This window comes from Streptomyces sp. WELS2 (assembly GCF_013870595.1).
Taxonomy (GTDB): Bacteria; Actinomycetota; Actinomycetes; order Streptomycetales; family Streptomycetaceae; genus Streptomyces.
The window spans coordinates 1-13,786 of record NZ_JACBWZ010000096.1; the positions used below are offsets into that span (position 1 = coordinate 1).

The 13,786-nt window shown below is 73.2% G+C and carries 13 protein-coding genes, 1 tRNA gene and 3 pseudogenes; 9 read left to right on the top strand and 8 right to left on the bottom strand.

What is annotated here, in order from left to right; translation table 11 throughout:
- The 3 genes from H5J33_RS08960 to H5J33_RS08970 form a co-directional block, all read right to left on the bottom strand.
- On the bottom strand, positions 1 to 749 hold a 749-nt coding region (locus H5J33_RS08960; RefSeq protein ID WP_181794351.1), incomplete at its 3' end, for an RNA methyltransferase.
- On the bottom strand, positions 746 to 1,957 hold the full coding sequence (locus H5J33_RS08965; protein WP_181794352.1) for an HTTM domain-containing protein: 1,212 nt from the start codon (positions 1,955 to 1,957) through the stop codon (positions 746 to 748). The genes H5J33_RS08965 and H5J33_RS08960, both read right to left, overlap by 4 nt.
- Entirely contained in the window at positions 1,954 to 2,679 is a 726-nt protein-coding gene (locus tag H5J33_RS08970) for a DUF5819 family protein (RefSeq protein WP_399552794.1), read from the bottom strand. Before H5J33_RS08970 ends, H5J33_RS08965 begins: the two co-directional genes overlap by 4 nt.
- 824 nt (positions 2,680 to 3,503) lie before the next feature.
- On the opposite strand from H5J33_RS08970, the gene paaA reads away from it, so the two are divergent.
- From paaA to H5J33_RS38645, 6 genes and pseudogenes are all read left to right on the top strand, one after another.
- Entirely contained in the window at positions 3,504 to 4,520 is a 1,017-nt protein-coding gene (paaA, locus tag H5J33_RS08975; protein WP_181794354.1) for a 1,2-phenylacetyl-CoA epoxidase subunit PaaA, read from the top strand.
- Positions 4,517 to 4,804 carry a 1,2-phenylacetyl-CoA epoxidase subunit PaaB gene (paaB, locus tag H5J33_RS08980; RefSeq protein ID WP_014673816.1) on the top strand — a complete coding sequence of 96 codons (288 nt, stop codon included), beginning with the start codon at positions 4,517 to 4,519 and terminating at the stop codon, positions 4,802 to 4,804. The genes paaA and paaB overlap by 4 nt, the downstream gene beginning before the upstream one ends.
- Positions 4,801 to 5,532 carry a 1,2-phenylacetyl-CoA epoxidase subunit PaaC gene (paaC, locus tag H5J33_RS08985; protein WP_181794355.1) on the top strand — a complete coding sequence of 244 codons (732 nt, stop codon included), beginning with the start codon at positions 4,801 to 4,803 and terminating at the stop codon, positions 5,530 to 5,532. Before paaB ends, paaC begins: the two co-directional genes overlap by 4 nt.
- Entirely contained in the window at positions 5,526 to 6,131 is a 606-nt protein-coding gene (paaD, locus tag H5J33_RS08990) for a 1,2-phenylacetyl-CoA epoxidase subunit PaaD (RefSeq protein WP_181794356.1), read from the top strand. Before paaC ends, paaD begins: the two co-directional genes overlap by 7 nt.
- Positions 6,131 to 7,195: a 2Fe-2S iron-sulfur cluster-binding protein gene (locus tag H5J33_RS08995; protein ID WP_181794357.1), complete on the top strand. Its 1,065-nt coding sequence runs from the start codon at positions 6,131 to 6,133 to the stop codon at positions 7,193 to 7,195. The genes paaD and H5J33_RS08995 overlap by 1 nt, the downstream gene beginning before the upstream one ends.
- Positions 7,191 to 7,370: pseudogene (locus tag H5J33_RS38645) on the top strand (hypothetical protein); the annotation flags it as partial. The gene H5J33_RS08995 and the pseudogene H5J33_RS38645, both read left to right, overlap by 5 nt.
- Here the strand turns inward: H5J33_RS38645 and H5J33_RS09000 are convergent.
- The 3 genes from H5J33_RS09000 to H5J33_RS09010 all read right to left on the bottom strand — a co-directional run bounded on the left by H5J33_RS09000 (position 7,367) and on the right by H5J33_RS09010 (position 10,169).
- Positions 7,367 to 7,696 carry a rhodanese-like domain-containing protein gene (locus H5J33_RS09000; protein ID WP_181794362.1) on the bottom strand — a complete coding sequence of 110 codons (330 nt, stop codon included), beginning with the start codon at positions 7,694 to 7,696 and terminating at the stop codon, positions 7,367 to 7,369. The pseudogene H5J33_RS38645 and the gene H5J33_RS09000 overlap by 4 nt on opposite strands.
- Before the next feature lie 28 nt (positions 7,697 to 7,724).
- Positions 7,725 to 8,558: a hypothetical protein gene (locus tag H5J33_RS09005; RefSeq protein ID WP_181794358.1), complete on the bottom strand. Its 834-nt coding sequence runs from the start codon at positions 8,556 to 8,558 to the stop codon at positions 7,725 to 7,727.
- Positions 8,559 to 8,702: 144 nt separating this feature from the next.
- Positions 8,703 to 10,169 carry a DUF2252 domain-containing protein gene (locus H5J33_RS09010; RefSeq protein ID WP_181794359.1) on the bottom strand — a complete coding sequence of 489 codons (1,467 nt, stop codon included), beginning with the start codon at positions 10,167 to 10,169 and terminating at the stop codon, positions 8,703 to 8,705.
- 336 nt (positions 10,170 to 10,505) lie between these two features.
- Between H5J33_RS09010 and H5J33_RS09015 the strand changes: the two genes are divergently transcribed.
- Entirely contained in the window at positions 10,506 to 11,102 is a 597-nt protein-coding gene (locus H5J33_RS09015) for a TetR family transcriptional regulator (RefSeq protein WP_181794360.1), read from the top strand.
- 127 nt (positions 11,103 to 11,229) lie between these two features.
- Here H5J33_RS09015 and H5J33_RS09020 read toward each other — a convergent pair whose 3' ends face one another.
- Together H5J33_RS09020 and H5J33_RS09025 are read right to left on the bottom strand one after the other, a co-directional pair.
- On the bottom strand, positions 11,230 to 11,871 hold the full coding sequence (locus H5J33_RS09020) for a carbonic anhydrase (protein ID WP_181794361.1): 642 nt from the start codon (positions 11,869 to 11,871) through the stop codon (positions 11,230 to 11,232).
- Positions 11,872 to 12,102: 231 nt separating this feature from the next.
- Positions 12,103 to 12,186 (bottom strand) — tRNA-Leu (locus H5J33_RS09025).
- Positions 12,187 to 12,647: 461 nt separating this feature from the next.
- On the opposite strand from H5J33_RS09025, the pseudogene H5J33_RS09030 reads away from it, so the two are divergent.
- Together H5J33_RS09030 and H5J33_RS37305 are read left to right on the top strand one after the other, a co-directional pair.
- Positions 12,648 to 13,533, top strand: a pseudogene (locus H5J33_RS09030) (FhaA domain-containing protein).
- Positions 13,534 to 13,543: 10 nt separating this feature from the next.
- A pseudogene (locus H5J33_RS37305) lies at positions 13,544 to 13,786 on the top strand (hypothetical protein); the annotation flags it as partial.

The window sequence follows — 13,786 nt, forward strand, 5'->3', positions numbered from 1 at the left end:
GCCGGTGGCGCGCCCCCGGTCGCGCTCCAGTGGTACAGCGTCATCGCCACGCTGGTGGCGAGGTTGTAGCTGGAGACCTGGGGGCGCATCGGCAGGCGCAGCAGGTGGTCGGCGCGGGCGCGCACCCGGTCCGACAGGCCGGTGCGCTCCGAGCCGAAGGCCAGGACGGCGTCGTCCGGCAGCCGCATGCCACGGATGTCCTCGCCCTCCGGGTCGAGCGCGAACAGCGGCCCGGCGGGCAGGTCGTCGGGGTCCAGCCGTTCCACGGCGGTCGCGAAGTGCAGGCCCGCGCCGCCGCGGACCACGGTGGGGTGCCAGGGGTCGAGCGTGCCCGTGGTGACCACGCCGGTCGCCCCGAACCCGGCGGCGAGCCGGATCACGGCGCCCGCGTTGCCCAGGTTGCGCGGGTTGTCCAGGACCACGACGGGGGCGGTGCGGGGCGTGCGGGCCAGCGCGCGCAGATTCGCCGCGTGGGAGGGCCGTACGGCGAGGGCGGCCACACCGGTCGGATGCGGGCGCGGGACGAGGGCGGCGTACTCCGGCCCGGACACCTCCGTCAGCAGGGCCTCCAAGGCGTCGCGGACGTCCCCGGCCAGCTCCTCGGCGAGGGCCAGCGCGGCTCCCCGGTCGGTGGTGACCGCGACCGGCACCTCGGCGCCGAAGCGCAGCGCGTGCTTGAGGGCGTGGAAACCGTCGAGCAGGACGGCGCCCCCGGCGTGCGCGCGCCAGCGGCTCAGCGGGTCGGTCATGCGGTGAACCCTACGTGGTCGGCCGTGCTCTGCTCCGTGGGCCGCTGCGCCGGGACCGCGCGGCGGGTGCTCCCGGTCAGCCGCCCCCGCGCGCGTGCCGCCAGGTCGCCGAGCCGGCGCAGGAAGGACGTCGGCAGGAACACCGCGTCGGCGGCGATCATCGCCAGCGAGAAGAACGGCAGCCCGAGGACGACCGCGATCACCGCGTGCTCGGCCATCATCACCACCAGCAGGACGTTCTTGACCCGCCGGTTGAACAGGGTGAACGGAAAGGCGACCTGCACCACGACCGTCCCGTAGGCCACGACCATCATGATCGTGCCGCTGGAGGACATCAGGTCCGCCAGCCCGGGCCAGGGCGAGAAGTAGTCCAGGTGGAGGGGGTAGTAGACGGCGGTGCCGTCCTGCCAGCGCGAGCCCTGGACCTTGTACCAGCCGGCCGTGGCGTAGATCAGGCACGCCTCGGCCATGATCACGCCCAGGGCGCCGTTGTGCAGGACGTTGGCGACGACGTCCAGCAGCATCCGGGGCTCCCGCCAGGCCGCCCGGCGCTCGACGGCCCCCCACAGGCCGAGTCCCGCCCAGGCCGTCCACAGCAGCGCCGGGATCAGCCAGCCGTTGTCGAACCGCCCGGTCACCGTCACCGTGGCGAGCGCCAGGCCGAGCACCGCCCACAGCACCGGTCCCACCAGATCGGCGGGCACCCGCTCGCCACGCGCGCGTGCCGCCGCCGCGCGGGCCGTGCGGCGGGCGTCGAGGGACCACACCTGTCCGCAGCGCGTGAACACCAGGTAGATCGACATCAGGTGCAGGACGTTGTCACCGCCGTCGCCGACGAAGACACTGCGGTTCTGCAGCGACAGCACGCCCACCATGAACAGCAGGGATGCGGTCCGGGTGCGCCAGCCGAGCACCAGGGCCGCGGAGGCGAGGACGGCCAGCGCGTAGCAGATCTCGAACCAGAGCTGCCCGTCGGACCACAGCAGCGCCGTGAAGGCGTGGTTGTCGGCGGTCAGCTGCTTGGCGAGGTTCCAGCCCCACGGTCCGGAGGGACCGTACAGCTCCTGGCGGTGGGGGAACTCGCGCAGCAGGAACAGCAGCCAGGTCCCGGCGAACCCGATCCGGATCACGGCGCTCTGGTACGGCCCGAGGGCCGCGCCGGTGACCTGGTCGACACCGCGCGACAGCGTCGGGGAGGGACGGTTCACCGCACACCTCCCGCGGCCTCGTCGGACGTCACGGACCACCAGGGCAGCAGGCGGTAGACGGGTTTGTCGGACACGCGCTCACGGCTCCAGGGCGGCGGCTGCACATTGGTGGTGCTGGAACGGACCTGCACACGCCGGATCACGCCGTCCCGGCTCGCCGGATCGCTCCGGTACAGGCGCATCACCACGATCCGGCGCAGGTACTGCTCGGACAGCGAGCCGCGCAGGCCGATGGCGCGGTTGTCGGCACCGTGGGTGGCGGCGAAGAAGTCCCAGGCCCGGCGCAGTTCGTTCTGCTGGGTGTGGCTCGGCGCCGGATTGCCGTCGATGGCGGCGCCGTCCTGGGCGGACAGGTCGGTCCACCCGGTGGTGAGCAGCCCGCCGTCGCGCGTCCGCACCTCGGCGCGGACCTGTACGGCGATGTTCTGCTGGAGCGGGTTCGGCGCGAACAGCTTCCAGTTCTGCTCGAACTCGGGGTACACCCAGTCCTCTATCGCCTTGCCGTGCTGCTTCGTCACGGTGTTGGAGGGCGCGAGGCTGAGGAACACCATCAGCAGATGCACACCGGCGGCCACGGCGACCACGGCGAGCGCCAGGGCGGCGACGACCTGGTAGCCGGGCGAGAGAGCGGCCACGCCGGTACGGGGCCGGGGCGCGCTCTGGCCGGTACGCGTCCCGGCCCCGGAGGCGGCGACACCGGCGATGGGCTCGGACGCGGACACGGGGGTATGGGGGTCGGACGCGGGCGTGGGCGCGGCGGTACGGGGCCCGGACGTGGGCGCGGCGGTACGGGGCCCGGACGTGGGCGCCGCGGTACGGGGCTCGGACGTGGCGGCCGGTGGCGGGACCGGCCGTGGTGGCTGTTCCGGGAGACGCGTCCCGGGCGGCCCGTCGGGAGCCTGCGGTTCCCGCGAGTCCTCGTCGTACGCGTCCATTGGGTCCCGTCCCCCGTCTCGGCTCATTCTCGTCGGCCCGGTCGTTCCGCTCGGTCTCGTCCGCCCGGCGTCGGCCGGGCGGGGGCAGCCGCCGGCGCCGGGTTCGTCACAGGCGCCGTGTGCCGCACGAGCACCGCTCTCGGCGCCCGCACGGAACGGTACTCAGCCGGGGGCACCGGGCGCAGCCCCGGGTACGAACCGAGACCGTGGCCCACACCACGGGGCGCAACGGGGGACCAAGGCGGACAGGCTCCGGCGCTTCGGCCGACACCGTGACCGGCACTGCCGGCCACCGCACCGCCACCGCCCCTGTCCGCCGCCACCACACATCCCCTCCGCCACCGCCCCTGCCCACCCAGCCCCCGCGTCCTCGCCTTCACCCGCCGGAGCACGCCCCCCGTCCCAGCCTTTCGCGGTGCCTCCCACCCCCACTCCGACCAGCCCGCCCACCGCCTCACCGCACGCTGTCCACAGGTCGCGCGGGGAGTTTTCCACAGCGGTTGACACCCCGTGGCGGCCCGGCACACCATGGATTGCGCACGGACCGAACGATCGGTCGGGACGGGTGGCAAGGACAGTGTTCATCGCAGAGCCGAGGTCAGGGGGACCGCATGGCCACAGCAGCCGCGCAGCGCACGGCCCGTACCGGGACGGACGGCGCGCCGGACACCGCCGACACGACGGCCTACCAGCGCGCCTTCGACGCGGCCGTGGCCGCCGACGAGCGCATCGAACCGCGTGACTGGATGCCGGATGCCTACCGCGCGACCCTGGTCCGGCAGATCGCCCAGCACGCGCATTCCGAGATCATCGGCATGCAGCCGGAGGCCAACTGGATCACCCGCGCGCCCTCCCTGCGCCGCAAGGCGATCCTGATGGCCAAGGTCCAGGACGAGGCCGGCCACGGCCTGTACCTGTACAGCGCGGCCGAGACGCTCGGCACCAGCCGTGACGAGCTGCTGGACAAACTGCACACCGGCCGCCAGAAGTACTCCTCGATCTTCAACTACCCGACCCTGACCTGGGCCGACGTCGGAGCGATCGGCTGGCTGGTGGACGGCGCCGCGATCACCAACCAGGTCCCCCTGTGCCGCTGCTCCTACGGCCCGTACGCCCGCGCGATGGTCCGGATCTGCAAGGAGGAGTCCTTCCACCAGCGCCAGGGTTACGAACTGCTGCTGGCCCTCAGCAAGGGCACTCCGGAGCAGCACGCCATGGCCCAGGACGCGGTGGACCGCTGGTGGTGGCCGTCGCTGATGATGTTCGGCCCGCCCGACGACGAGTCCCAGCACTCCGCGCAGTCGATGGAGTGGAAGATCAAGCGCCACTCCAACGACGAGCTGCGCCAGCGCTTCGTGGACATCTGCGTCCCCCAGGCCGAGTCCCTGGGCCTCACCCTCCCCGACCCGGAACTGCGGTGGAACGAGGAGCGGGGGCACTACGACTTCGGCCCGATCGACTGGACGGAGTTCTGGGAGGTCCTCAAGGGCAACGGCCCCTGCAACGAACAGCGCATCACCCAGCGCAGGCGCGCCCACGACGAGGGCGCGTGGGTACGGGAAGCCGCCGCGGCCCACGCGGCCAAGCACACCGGCGACACCGGTGGGACGGGAGCGACGCGAGCATGAGCACCACCGACTGGCCCCTGTGGGAGGTCTTCGTCCGCTCGCGGCGCGGCCTGTCCCACACCCACGCCGGCAGCCTGCACGCGCCCGACGCCGAGCTCGCCCTGCGCAACGCCCGCGACCTGTACACCCGGCGCGGCGAGGGAGTCTCCATCTGGGTCGTCCCGGCCGCCGCCATAACCGCCTCCTCGCCGGACGAGAAGGACCCCTTCTTCGAGCCGGCCGCCGACAAGCCCTACCGGCACCCGACCTTCTACGAGATCCCGGAAGGGGTGAAGCACCTGTGACCGCCACCGGCCCCGCCACCGTCCCGGTGACCGCCGCGCTCGCCCTCGGCGACGACGCCCTGGTGCTGTCCCACCGCCTCGGGGAATGGGCGGGGCACGCCCCCGTCCTGGAGGAGGAGGTCGCCCTCGCCAACATCGCCCTGGACCTGCTCGGTCAGGCCCGGGTGCTGCTGTCGCTGGCCGGCGACGAGGACGAACTGGCCTACCTGCGCGAGGAACGGGCCTTCCGCAATCTCCAGCTGGTCGAGCAGCCGAACGGCGACTTCGCGCACACCATCGCCCGCCAGCTGTACTTCTCCACGTACCAGCAGCTGCTCTACACCGACCTCGCCACGGGCGACGGCCCGTTCGCGCCGCTGGCCGCGAAGGCGGTGAAGGAGGTTGCCTACCACCGCGACCACGCCGAGCTGTGGACGCTCCGGCTGGGCGACGGCACGGAGACCAGCCATGAGCGGATGGCCCGGGCGTGCGCCGCGCTGTGGCGGTACACCGGGGAGATGTTCCAGCCGGTCGAGGGCCTGGCCGCCGACTGGGCGCGACTGGAGGAGCGGTGGCTGGAGTCCATCGCGGATGTGCTGACCCGTGCCACCCTCACCCTCCCCGAGGGCCCGCGCACCGGTGCCTGGTCGGCGGGGGCCGGCCGGCAGGGCCTGCACACCGAGCCGTTCGGCCGGATGCTCGCCGAGATGCAGCACCTGCACCGCAGCCACCCGGGGGCGACATGGTGACCGGCACCGCCCTGGAGGCGGAACTGCTGGAGCTGGCCGGGGCGGTGCCCGATCCCGAGCTGCCCGTGCTCACGCTGCGGGAGCTGGGCGTACTCCGCGGGGTGCACGTCCACGGCACGGGCGCGGTGGAGGTCGATCTCACCCCCACCTACACCGGCTGCCCCGCCATCGAGGCGATGAGCGTCGACATAGAGCGGGTGCTGCGCGCCCACGGCATGCGCGAGGTCACCGTCCGCACGGTGCTCAGCCCCGCCTGGTCGACCGACGACATCACTCCCGAAGGCCGCGCCAAGCTCCGGGAGTTCGGCATCGCACCGCCCCGCACCCGACGAGCCGCCGGCCCGGTGCCACTGCCCCTGGGCCCGACCCGCACACGGACCACAGCCACAGCCACAGCCACCGATACGGCTACGGACGCGGACACGGGCACGAGCGCGGGTGCGCCCCCGCACCCGGAGACCGGCACCGAACCGGTCCGCTGCCCGCATTGCGGTTCGGCCGGCACCGAACTGCTGAGCCGGTTCTCCTCCACCGCGTGCAAGGCGCTGCGCCGGTGCCTGGACTGCCGCGAACCGTTCGACCACTTCAAGGAGTTGTGATGGCACGCTTCCACCCGCTCCCGGTGGCCGCGGTCGACCGGCTCACGGACGACTCCGTCGCCCTCACCCTCACCGTCCCGCCCGGACTGCGCGAGCAGTACCGGCACGCGCCGGGCCAGCACCTCACGCTGCGCCGCCGGGCGGACGGCACGGAGATCCGCCGCACCTACTCGATCTGCTCCCCCGCCCCCGACCCGGCCGGCGAGGGACCGGCCACCCTGCGGGTGGGGGTTCGGCTGGTGGAGGGCGGGGCCTTCTCCACGTACGCGCTGAAGGAGATCAACGTCGGGGACGAACTGGACGTGATGACCCCGGCGGGCCGCTTCACGCTGGACCCGGCTCCGGGGCGGTACGCGGCGGTGGTCGGCGGCAGCGGCATCACCCCGGTGCTGTCCATCGTCGCCACGCTGCTGGCGCGCGAACCACGGGCCCGGTTCTGTCTGATACGCAGCGACCGGACGGCCGCCTCGACGATGTTCCTGGAGGAGGTCGCCGATCTGAAGGACCGCTACCCCGAGCGGCTTCAGCTGGTGACCGTGCTCTCCCGGGAGGAGCAGCAGGCGGGCCTGCCGTCGGGCCGGCTCGACCGGGAACGGCTCACGGGGCTGCTGCCCGCGCTGCTGCCGGTGGAGGAGGTGGCGGGCTGGTTCCTGTGCGGTCCGTACGGGCTGGTGGAGGGCGCCGAACGGGCCCTGCGCGACCTGGGCGTGGCACGCGACCGGATCCACCAGGAGATCTTCCACGTGGACGCGGGCTCGGCCCCCGCGGCGACGGCGGCGGCTCCCGCGCACAGCACCGTCACCGCGCGGCTGGACGGTCGCGGCGGCACCTGGCCGGTACAGGAGGGCGAGTCGCTGCTGGAGACGGTGCTGCGCAACCGGCCCGACGCGCCCTACGCCTGCAAGGGCGGGGTGTGCGGGACGTGCCGGGCCTTCCTGGTCGCGGGCGAGGTGCGCATGGACCGCAACTTCGCACTGGAGACGGAGGAGACGGAAGCCGGGTATGTGCTGGCCTGCCAGTCGCATCCGCTGACGGAAAGGGTGGAACTGGACTTCGACCGCTGACGAGCCGGCCCCGCTGCACCGCTGCCACGCCTGGGCCAAGCACCTGGAACCGGCGCCCGGCCCCGCGGCGGCGTACGAGGAGCGGCTCGGGGACCTGCCGGCCGCCCCGGCCGCCCATCCGCTCGGCTCACCGAAAGGTCCCGCCAGAGGACGGCGGAACCCGCCGGACGGCTAGGCGACGAAGCCGGGGGTGCCGTCGTCGGTGACGACCGGGCGGCCGGCCCGCTGCCAGTCCTGCATGCCGCCGTCGACGTTCACCGCGTCGACGCCCTGCTGGACCAGGTACATGGTGACCTGGGCCGAGCGGCCGCCCGAGCGGCAGATGACGTGGACGCGGCCGTCCTGCGGGGCGGCCTCGGTCAGCTCGCCGTAGCGGGCCACGAAATCGCTGAGAGGGATGTGCAGCGCCCCCTCGGCGTGGCCCGCCTGCCACTCTTCGTCCTCGCGGACATCCAGCAGAAAGGCACCGTCCTTCACGTCCGTCACCTGGACCGTGGGCACACCAGCTCCGAAATTCATGGCTCCGACGCTACCCGAACCCCGGCTCGGCCCCGTCCTGTCCCAGCAGTCCGGCCAGTTCGGCCTCCCGCTGGGCGATGTCGGCGCGCAGCCGGCCGGCGATCTCGTCCAGCAGCCCGTCCGGATCGTCCGGGGCGAGCCGGAGCAGCCCGGCGATCGCGCCTTCCTCCAGCTCGCGGGCGACCAGGGTGATCAGTTCCTTGCGCTGGGCGAGCCATTCGAGGCGGGCGTACAGCTCCTCGGCGGGGCTCGGCCGGCGTTCGGGCGGCACCGGACCGGCGGCCCACTCGGCGGCCAGCTCCGTGAGCAGGGTCTCGTCACCACGGGCGTAGGCGGCGTTGACCCGGCTGAGGAACTCCTCGCGCCGCTTGCGCTCCGCTTCCTCCTGGGCCAGGTCGGGGTGGGCCTTGCGGGCGAGGTCGCGGTAGAGCTTGCGGGCCTGCTCGCTGGGGCGCACGCGCTGCGGGGGCCGTACCGCCTGGCCGGTGAGCATGGCGGTGGCCTCCGGGAACAGGCCGTCGCCGTCCATCCAGCCGTGCAGCAGCTCCTCCACGTCCGGCAGCGGCATCACCCGGGCGCGGGCCTCGGCGGCACGGCGGACGTCCTCGGGGTCGCCGGTGCGGGCGGCCCGCGCCTCGGCGATCTGCGCGTCCAGTTCCTCGATCCGGGCGTACAGCGGGCCGAGCCGCTGGTCGTGCAGGCGGGAGAAGTTCTCCACCTCGACGCGGAACGTCTCCACGGCGATCTCGTACTCGATCAGCGCCTGCTCGGCGGCCCGGACGGCCTGCTCCAGCCGCTCCTCGGGGCGCGGCGCCTGGGCCTGGCCGGCTTCGGGGGTGGTCACGCGTTCAGCGTATCGCTGCCGGGCGCCGCGCCGGGCCTGGCCGGGGGCTGGATGGGCCTGCCAGGCTTGGGGCCGGCCTCGGGGCCGGGCCGGTCCTCGTGCCCGAAGGGCACCGCCCCGCCCTGGCACTCGTCCCGTACGGGCTCAAATCCCCGTCTCCGCCGCGATGCGGCCCGTTCGGATGGCGGTCAGGAGGTGGGCGTGGTCGGCTTCGGTGCGGTCGGCGTAGGCGACGGCGAACTCGGCGACGGCCTCGTCGAGTTCCTCGTTCTTGCCGCAGTAGCCGGAGATCAGCCACGGGTCGACGCTGTGGGAGTGGGCGCGGGCCAGCAGCGCGCCGGTCATCCGGCCGTAGTCGTCGAGCTGGTCGGCGGGGAGGGCGGCCGGGTCGACGCTGCCCTTGCGGTTGCGGAACTGCCGCACCTGGTACGGGCGCCCCTCGACGGTGGTCCAGCCCAGCAGGATGTCGCTGACCACCTGCATCCGCTGCTGGCCGAGGACCACCCGGCGGCCCTCGTGCGCCACCGGCCGCACCGGGAAACCTGCCGTGGCCAGGTGTGGGACGAGCGTGGAGGGGCGGGCCTCCTTCACCTGGAGGATCAGCGGCTCCCCGCGGTGGTCGAGCAGCAGGACGACGTAGGACCGGGTGCCGACGCTGCCGGTGCCGACCACCCGGAAGGCCACGTCGTGCACGGCGTGCCGGGCGAGCAGCGGACGGCGGTCCTCGCCGATCGTGCCGACGTACTCCTCCAGGGCCAGGGCGACCGCCGCGGCCTCGGTGTCCGGGATGTCACGCAGCACCGGCGGGGCGGGCACGAACCGGCGTCCGCCGCCCTCGACGGGCTCCGTGGACTTCGCCGCGAACCGGCCGCTGGTGTTGGACCGGGCCTTCTCCGAGACCCGCCGGAGGGTGCCGAGCAGGTCGTGGGCGTCGGTGTGGGAGACCAGTTCCTCGTCCGCGATGGCGTTCCACGCGTCGAGCGCGGGAAGCCTGGCGAGCAGCCGCATGGTGCGGCGGTAGGCGCCGGCCGCGTCGCGGGCCGCCGCACGGCAGGTGTCCTCGTCGGCGCCCGTCTCCCGCCCCGCCAGCACCAGGGAGGCCGCGAGCCGCTTCAGGTCCCACTCCCAGGGGCCGTGCGCTGTCTCGTCGAAGTCGTTGAGGTCGATGACGAGGTCGCCGCGGGCGTCGCCGTACAGGCCGAAGTTGCCCGCGTGCGCGTCGCCGCATATCTGGGTGGCGATCCCGGTCACGGGGGTGCGGGCCAGGTCGTACGCCATGAGCCCGGCCGAGCCGCGCAGGAAGGCGAACGGCCCGGCCGCCATCCGGCCCACGCGCAGCGGGATCAGCTCCGGGATGCGGCCGGCGTTGGACTCCCGGACCGCGGTCACCGCGTCGGGGCGGCCGGCGTCCGCGTCGAGCGTGCCGTGAGCGGACCGCGGCACACTCCGCCGCAAGGCCTTGCCCTCCTTTTTCGGCGAACCGTGCGCACCCGGCCCCTCCGCCTCGCCCGGCTCCCCCTGCGGCGGCCAGGGGGCGAACCCCCGTACCCGGGGCAGCCGGCGCACGCCCCGCTCCGCCGTGTCCGCCACCCGCTCACCGCTTCCGGCCATCCCGACCGCCTCCCCCGCACTGCCCGCACGCCTTCGAACAGACGTCGGTACGAACATCGACTCGGGGAGACGGTACAACCGGTGGCCGAAACCCATCAGCCCCCGGCGGGCGGCGGGGCAGCGCCCGTACACCAGGACAACACCGTGGGGCGCGGGAGAAGACGATCGCGGCCCCCTCCGGCCCGGCGCCGGGCGCCCCCGTCCTCCCGGCAAGGCGTTCCCCCCCCTCGCCCTGACCGGCCCCTGAGCAGCCCGTAACCGGCCCGCGGCCCCGATCGCTCCGCGGCGCCGGTGGGAGAATGGGCGGCGGCCGCATGCGTCAGGAAGGTACAGCCCATGACGACCCGACCCGGCCTGCGGGAGCGGAAGAAGGCCAAGACCCGCCGCCTTCTCCGGCAGGAGGCCCTCCGTCTCTTCATGGCGCAGGGATACGACCACACCACCGTCGAACAGATCTGTGACGCGGCCGACGTCTCGCCGAGCACGTTCTTCCGTTACTTCCCGACCAAGGAAGACGTGGTCCTCGTGGACGACCCCGGCCCGTTCCCCGACGGACCTGAGCCGGACCGCGCGACCGATCCTGCGAAGCCGCCGGCGGACGACGCGGTGCGGGCGACGCTCCACGACCTGCTGGCCCGGCGCGTCGGCCCGGACCCGGACACCACGCTGACGCGGCTCCGGCTGGCCGCGCGGGTGCAGCCGCTGCGCGCACGCCTGTGGCAGCACCAGGAAGCACAGGTGGCGGACACGGCGGCGCTGCTCGCCCGGCGCACGGGCAGGGACGCGAACGCCTACGAGGTCCGGCTGACCGCGGCCGTCCTCGTCGCGGTGACCACCGAGACACTCATGTACTGGGCGGAGCGCGACGGCGAGCCGGACCTCACGGCCCTGTTCGCCTGGGCACTGGACCACCTCGGCGGACTCCGCCTGTGACCGGCCGGCCGGGCTCGCCGGATGGCGTCGTCATCATGTCGGCGACCACCTCGTCCGTACCGTGCGACAAGAGGCGAGCCCCCGGCCACCTGGTGAGGCGGCCGGGGGCTCCGTGTGGTCGGGGCGTTCAGGACACCGCGGGGGCCTCCACGTCGAGGCCGCGGGAGGCGACCAGTTGCGCGCTGCCGTCGGCCAGCCGGTAGGACAGTCCCACCACGCCGAGACGGCCTGCGGCCACTCGCTCGGCCAGGACGCGGGAGCGTTCCAACAGCAGGTCCACGGTGTGCTCGACGTGCTCGGCGAGGATCTCGTCGGCCGACTCGCGACCGGCGGCACGGGCTGCCAGCACGCTGGGGGTCACCCGTTCCACGACGTCGCGGACGAATCCGCCGGGCACCCCGCCGCCGTCGGCCGTGGCACGGGCGGCGGCGATGGCACCGCAGGAGTCGTGGCCGAGCACGACGACGAGCGGGACGTCCAGCACGCTCACGCCGTACTCGATGGAACCCAGGACTTCCGCGCCGGCGACATGCCCCGCCGTACGCACCACGAACAGGTCGCCCAGACCGCGGTCGAAGATGATCTCGGCGGCGAGGCGGGAGTCCGAGCAGCCGAACAGCACGGCGAAGGGCTGCTGGGACGGTGCGGTCTGGGTACGGCGGGTGGCGTCCTGGTTCGGGTGTTCGGGGACACCCGAGACAAAGCGCTTGTTACCTGCCATCAGCAGCTCGAAGGCGTCACGGGGTGTCGAGGTCAGGTTCTCCGTCATAAACGGCAGCCTACGAGTAGGCACCGGCGTCACACCGCCCGCTCCCACCGGAGTCGGCCTGACCGGGCGAACAAGACCTCCCCCACCCCTGAGACCTTCGTCACGCCCCACGCGTGCGGTGCGCCGTCCGCTCGAAGATCCACGACGTCAACACCGCGTCCCGAGACGGACGTCACATGCAGGGAAAAGGAACGAGCGGCATCGTGATCACGATGCCGCTCGTTCCGTCTGTGCGCGAGGGGGGAGTTGAACCCCCACGCCCTTGCGGGCACTGGAACCTGAATCCAGCGCGTCTGCCTATTCCGCCACCCGCGCATTGGGTGTGTCTTCCGGTTCCTTCCCTTTCGGGCTGGCCCCTTCCGACATCGAGAACATTAGCACGTCGTCCGGGGTGGATTCACATCCCTTCCCGGGCACCCCCCGGCGGCCCCCCGCAGGCCAGCCCCCCGTGGCGGCCGGTGCCCGCGGCCCCAGGCGTCCCGTCCGTGACCGTCCGTCTCAGGGAGACACGGTTCACGTATCAACCTCGTACCGGTCCCGGCCGTCTCCCCGGAAGGCGGGCCGGGCGCACAGCCCGGTGCGGGACACTGGTCTTCGCCCGCCTCTACGATCCAGGGGCAGCAGCACACGCACCCGGAGTTCGAAGGGGAGCCGCTGGGGGAACCGGCTGATTGGCGGGCGCGTAGATACGATCAGTAAGCAGTACCCAGCAGTACCCCGGCAAGGCAGCGGCACAGAGCAAGGCAAGACGACGGCAGGGACGGAGGAGGTGCCCCATGGGAGTCCTGAAGAAGTTCGAGCAGCGTCTCGAAGGTCTGGTGAACGGCACCTTCGCCAAGGTCTTCAAGTCCGAGGTCCAGCCCGTGGAGATCGCCGGAGCGCTCCAGCGGGAGTGTGACAACAACGCCACCATCTGGAACCGCGACCGGACCGTGGTGCCCAACGACTTCATCGTGGAGCTGAGCGCGCCGGACTACGAGCGGCTCAGCCCCTACTCCGGACAGCTCGGCGACGAGCTGGCCGGCATGGTGCGCGACTACGCCAAGCAGCAGCGCTACACCTTCATGGGCCCGATCAAGGTCAATCTGGAGAAGGCCGACGACCTGGACACCGGCCTGTACCGGGTGCGCTCGCGCACCCTCGCCTCCTCCAGCAGCCAGCAGGACCAACAGGCGCCGCCCGCCCCGGCGGCCGGCCGCCCCGCGGCGAGTGCCCCCGGCGGCTACGGCTATCCGCCGGCCGCCCCGCCCGCGGGCGCGCCCCCGATGCCGGCGACGCCGCCGCCCGGCGCCCGCTTCGGCGGGTACGGCTATCCGCGGCGGGCCGCTGGGTGGCGGGCTGCGGATAGCCGTACCCGCCGCGGCGCCGATGGCCGGCGCGCGCACCCGCTACTGGATCGAGATCAACGGCACCCGCCACCAGATCTCCCGCCCGACGCTGGTGCTGGGCCGCAGCACCGACGCCGACGTGCGGATCGACGACCCCGGCGTCTCCCGCCGGCACTGCGAGATCCGGACCGGAACGCCCTCGACGATCCAGGATCTCGGCTCCACCAACGGCATCGTGGTGGACGGGCAGCACACCACCCGCGCTACGCTCCGCGACGGCTCGCGGATCGTCGTGGGCAGCACCACCGTTATCTATAGGCAAGCCGAAGGGTGAAGCGGGGGCAATGTCAGAGCTGACCCTCACGGTCATGCGGCTGGGTTTCCTGGCCGTACTGTGGCTGTTCGTGATCGTGGCCGTGCAGGTCATCCGGAGCGACCTGTTCGGTACGCGCGTCACCCAGCGCGGATCGCGTAGGGAGGCGGCCCGGCCGCAGCAGTCCGGGCGCCAGCAGACCCGGCAGCAGGCCCGGCAGCAGGCCGCCCCGCCGCGCAGCGCGAGCTGGATCAGCTCCTGCACCGTCTCCTGC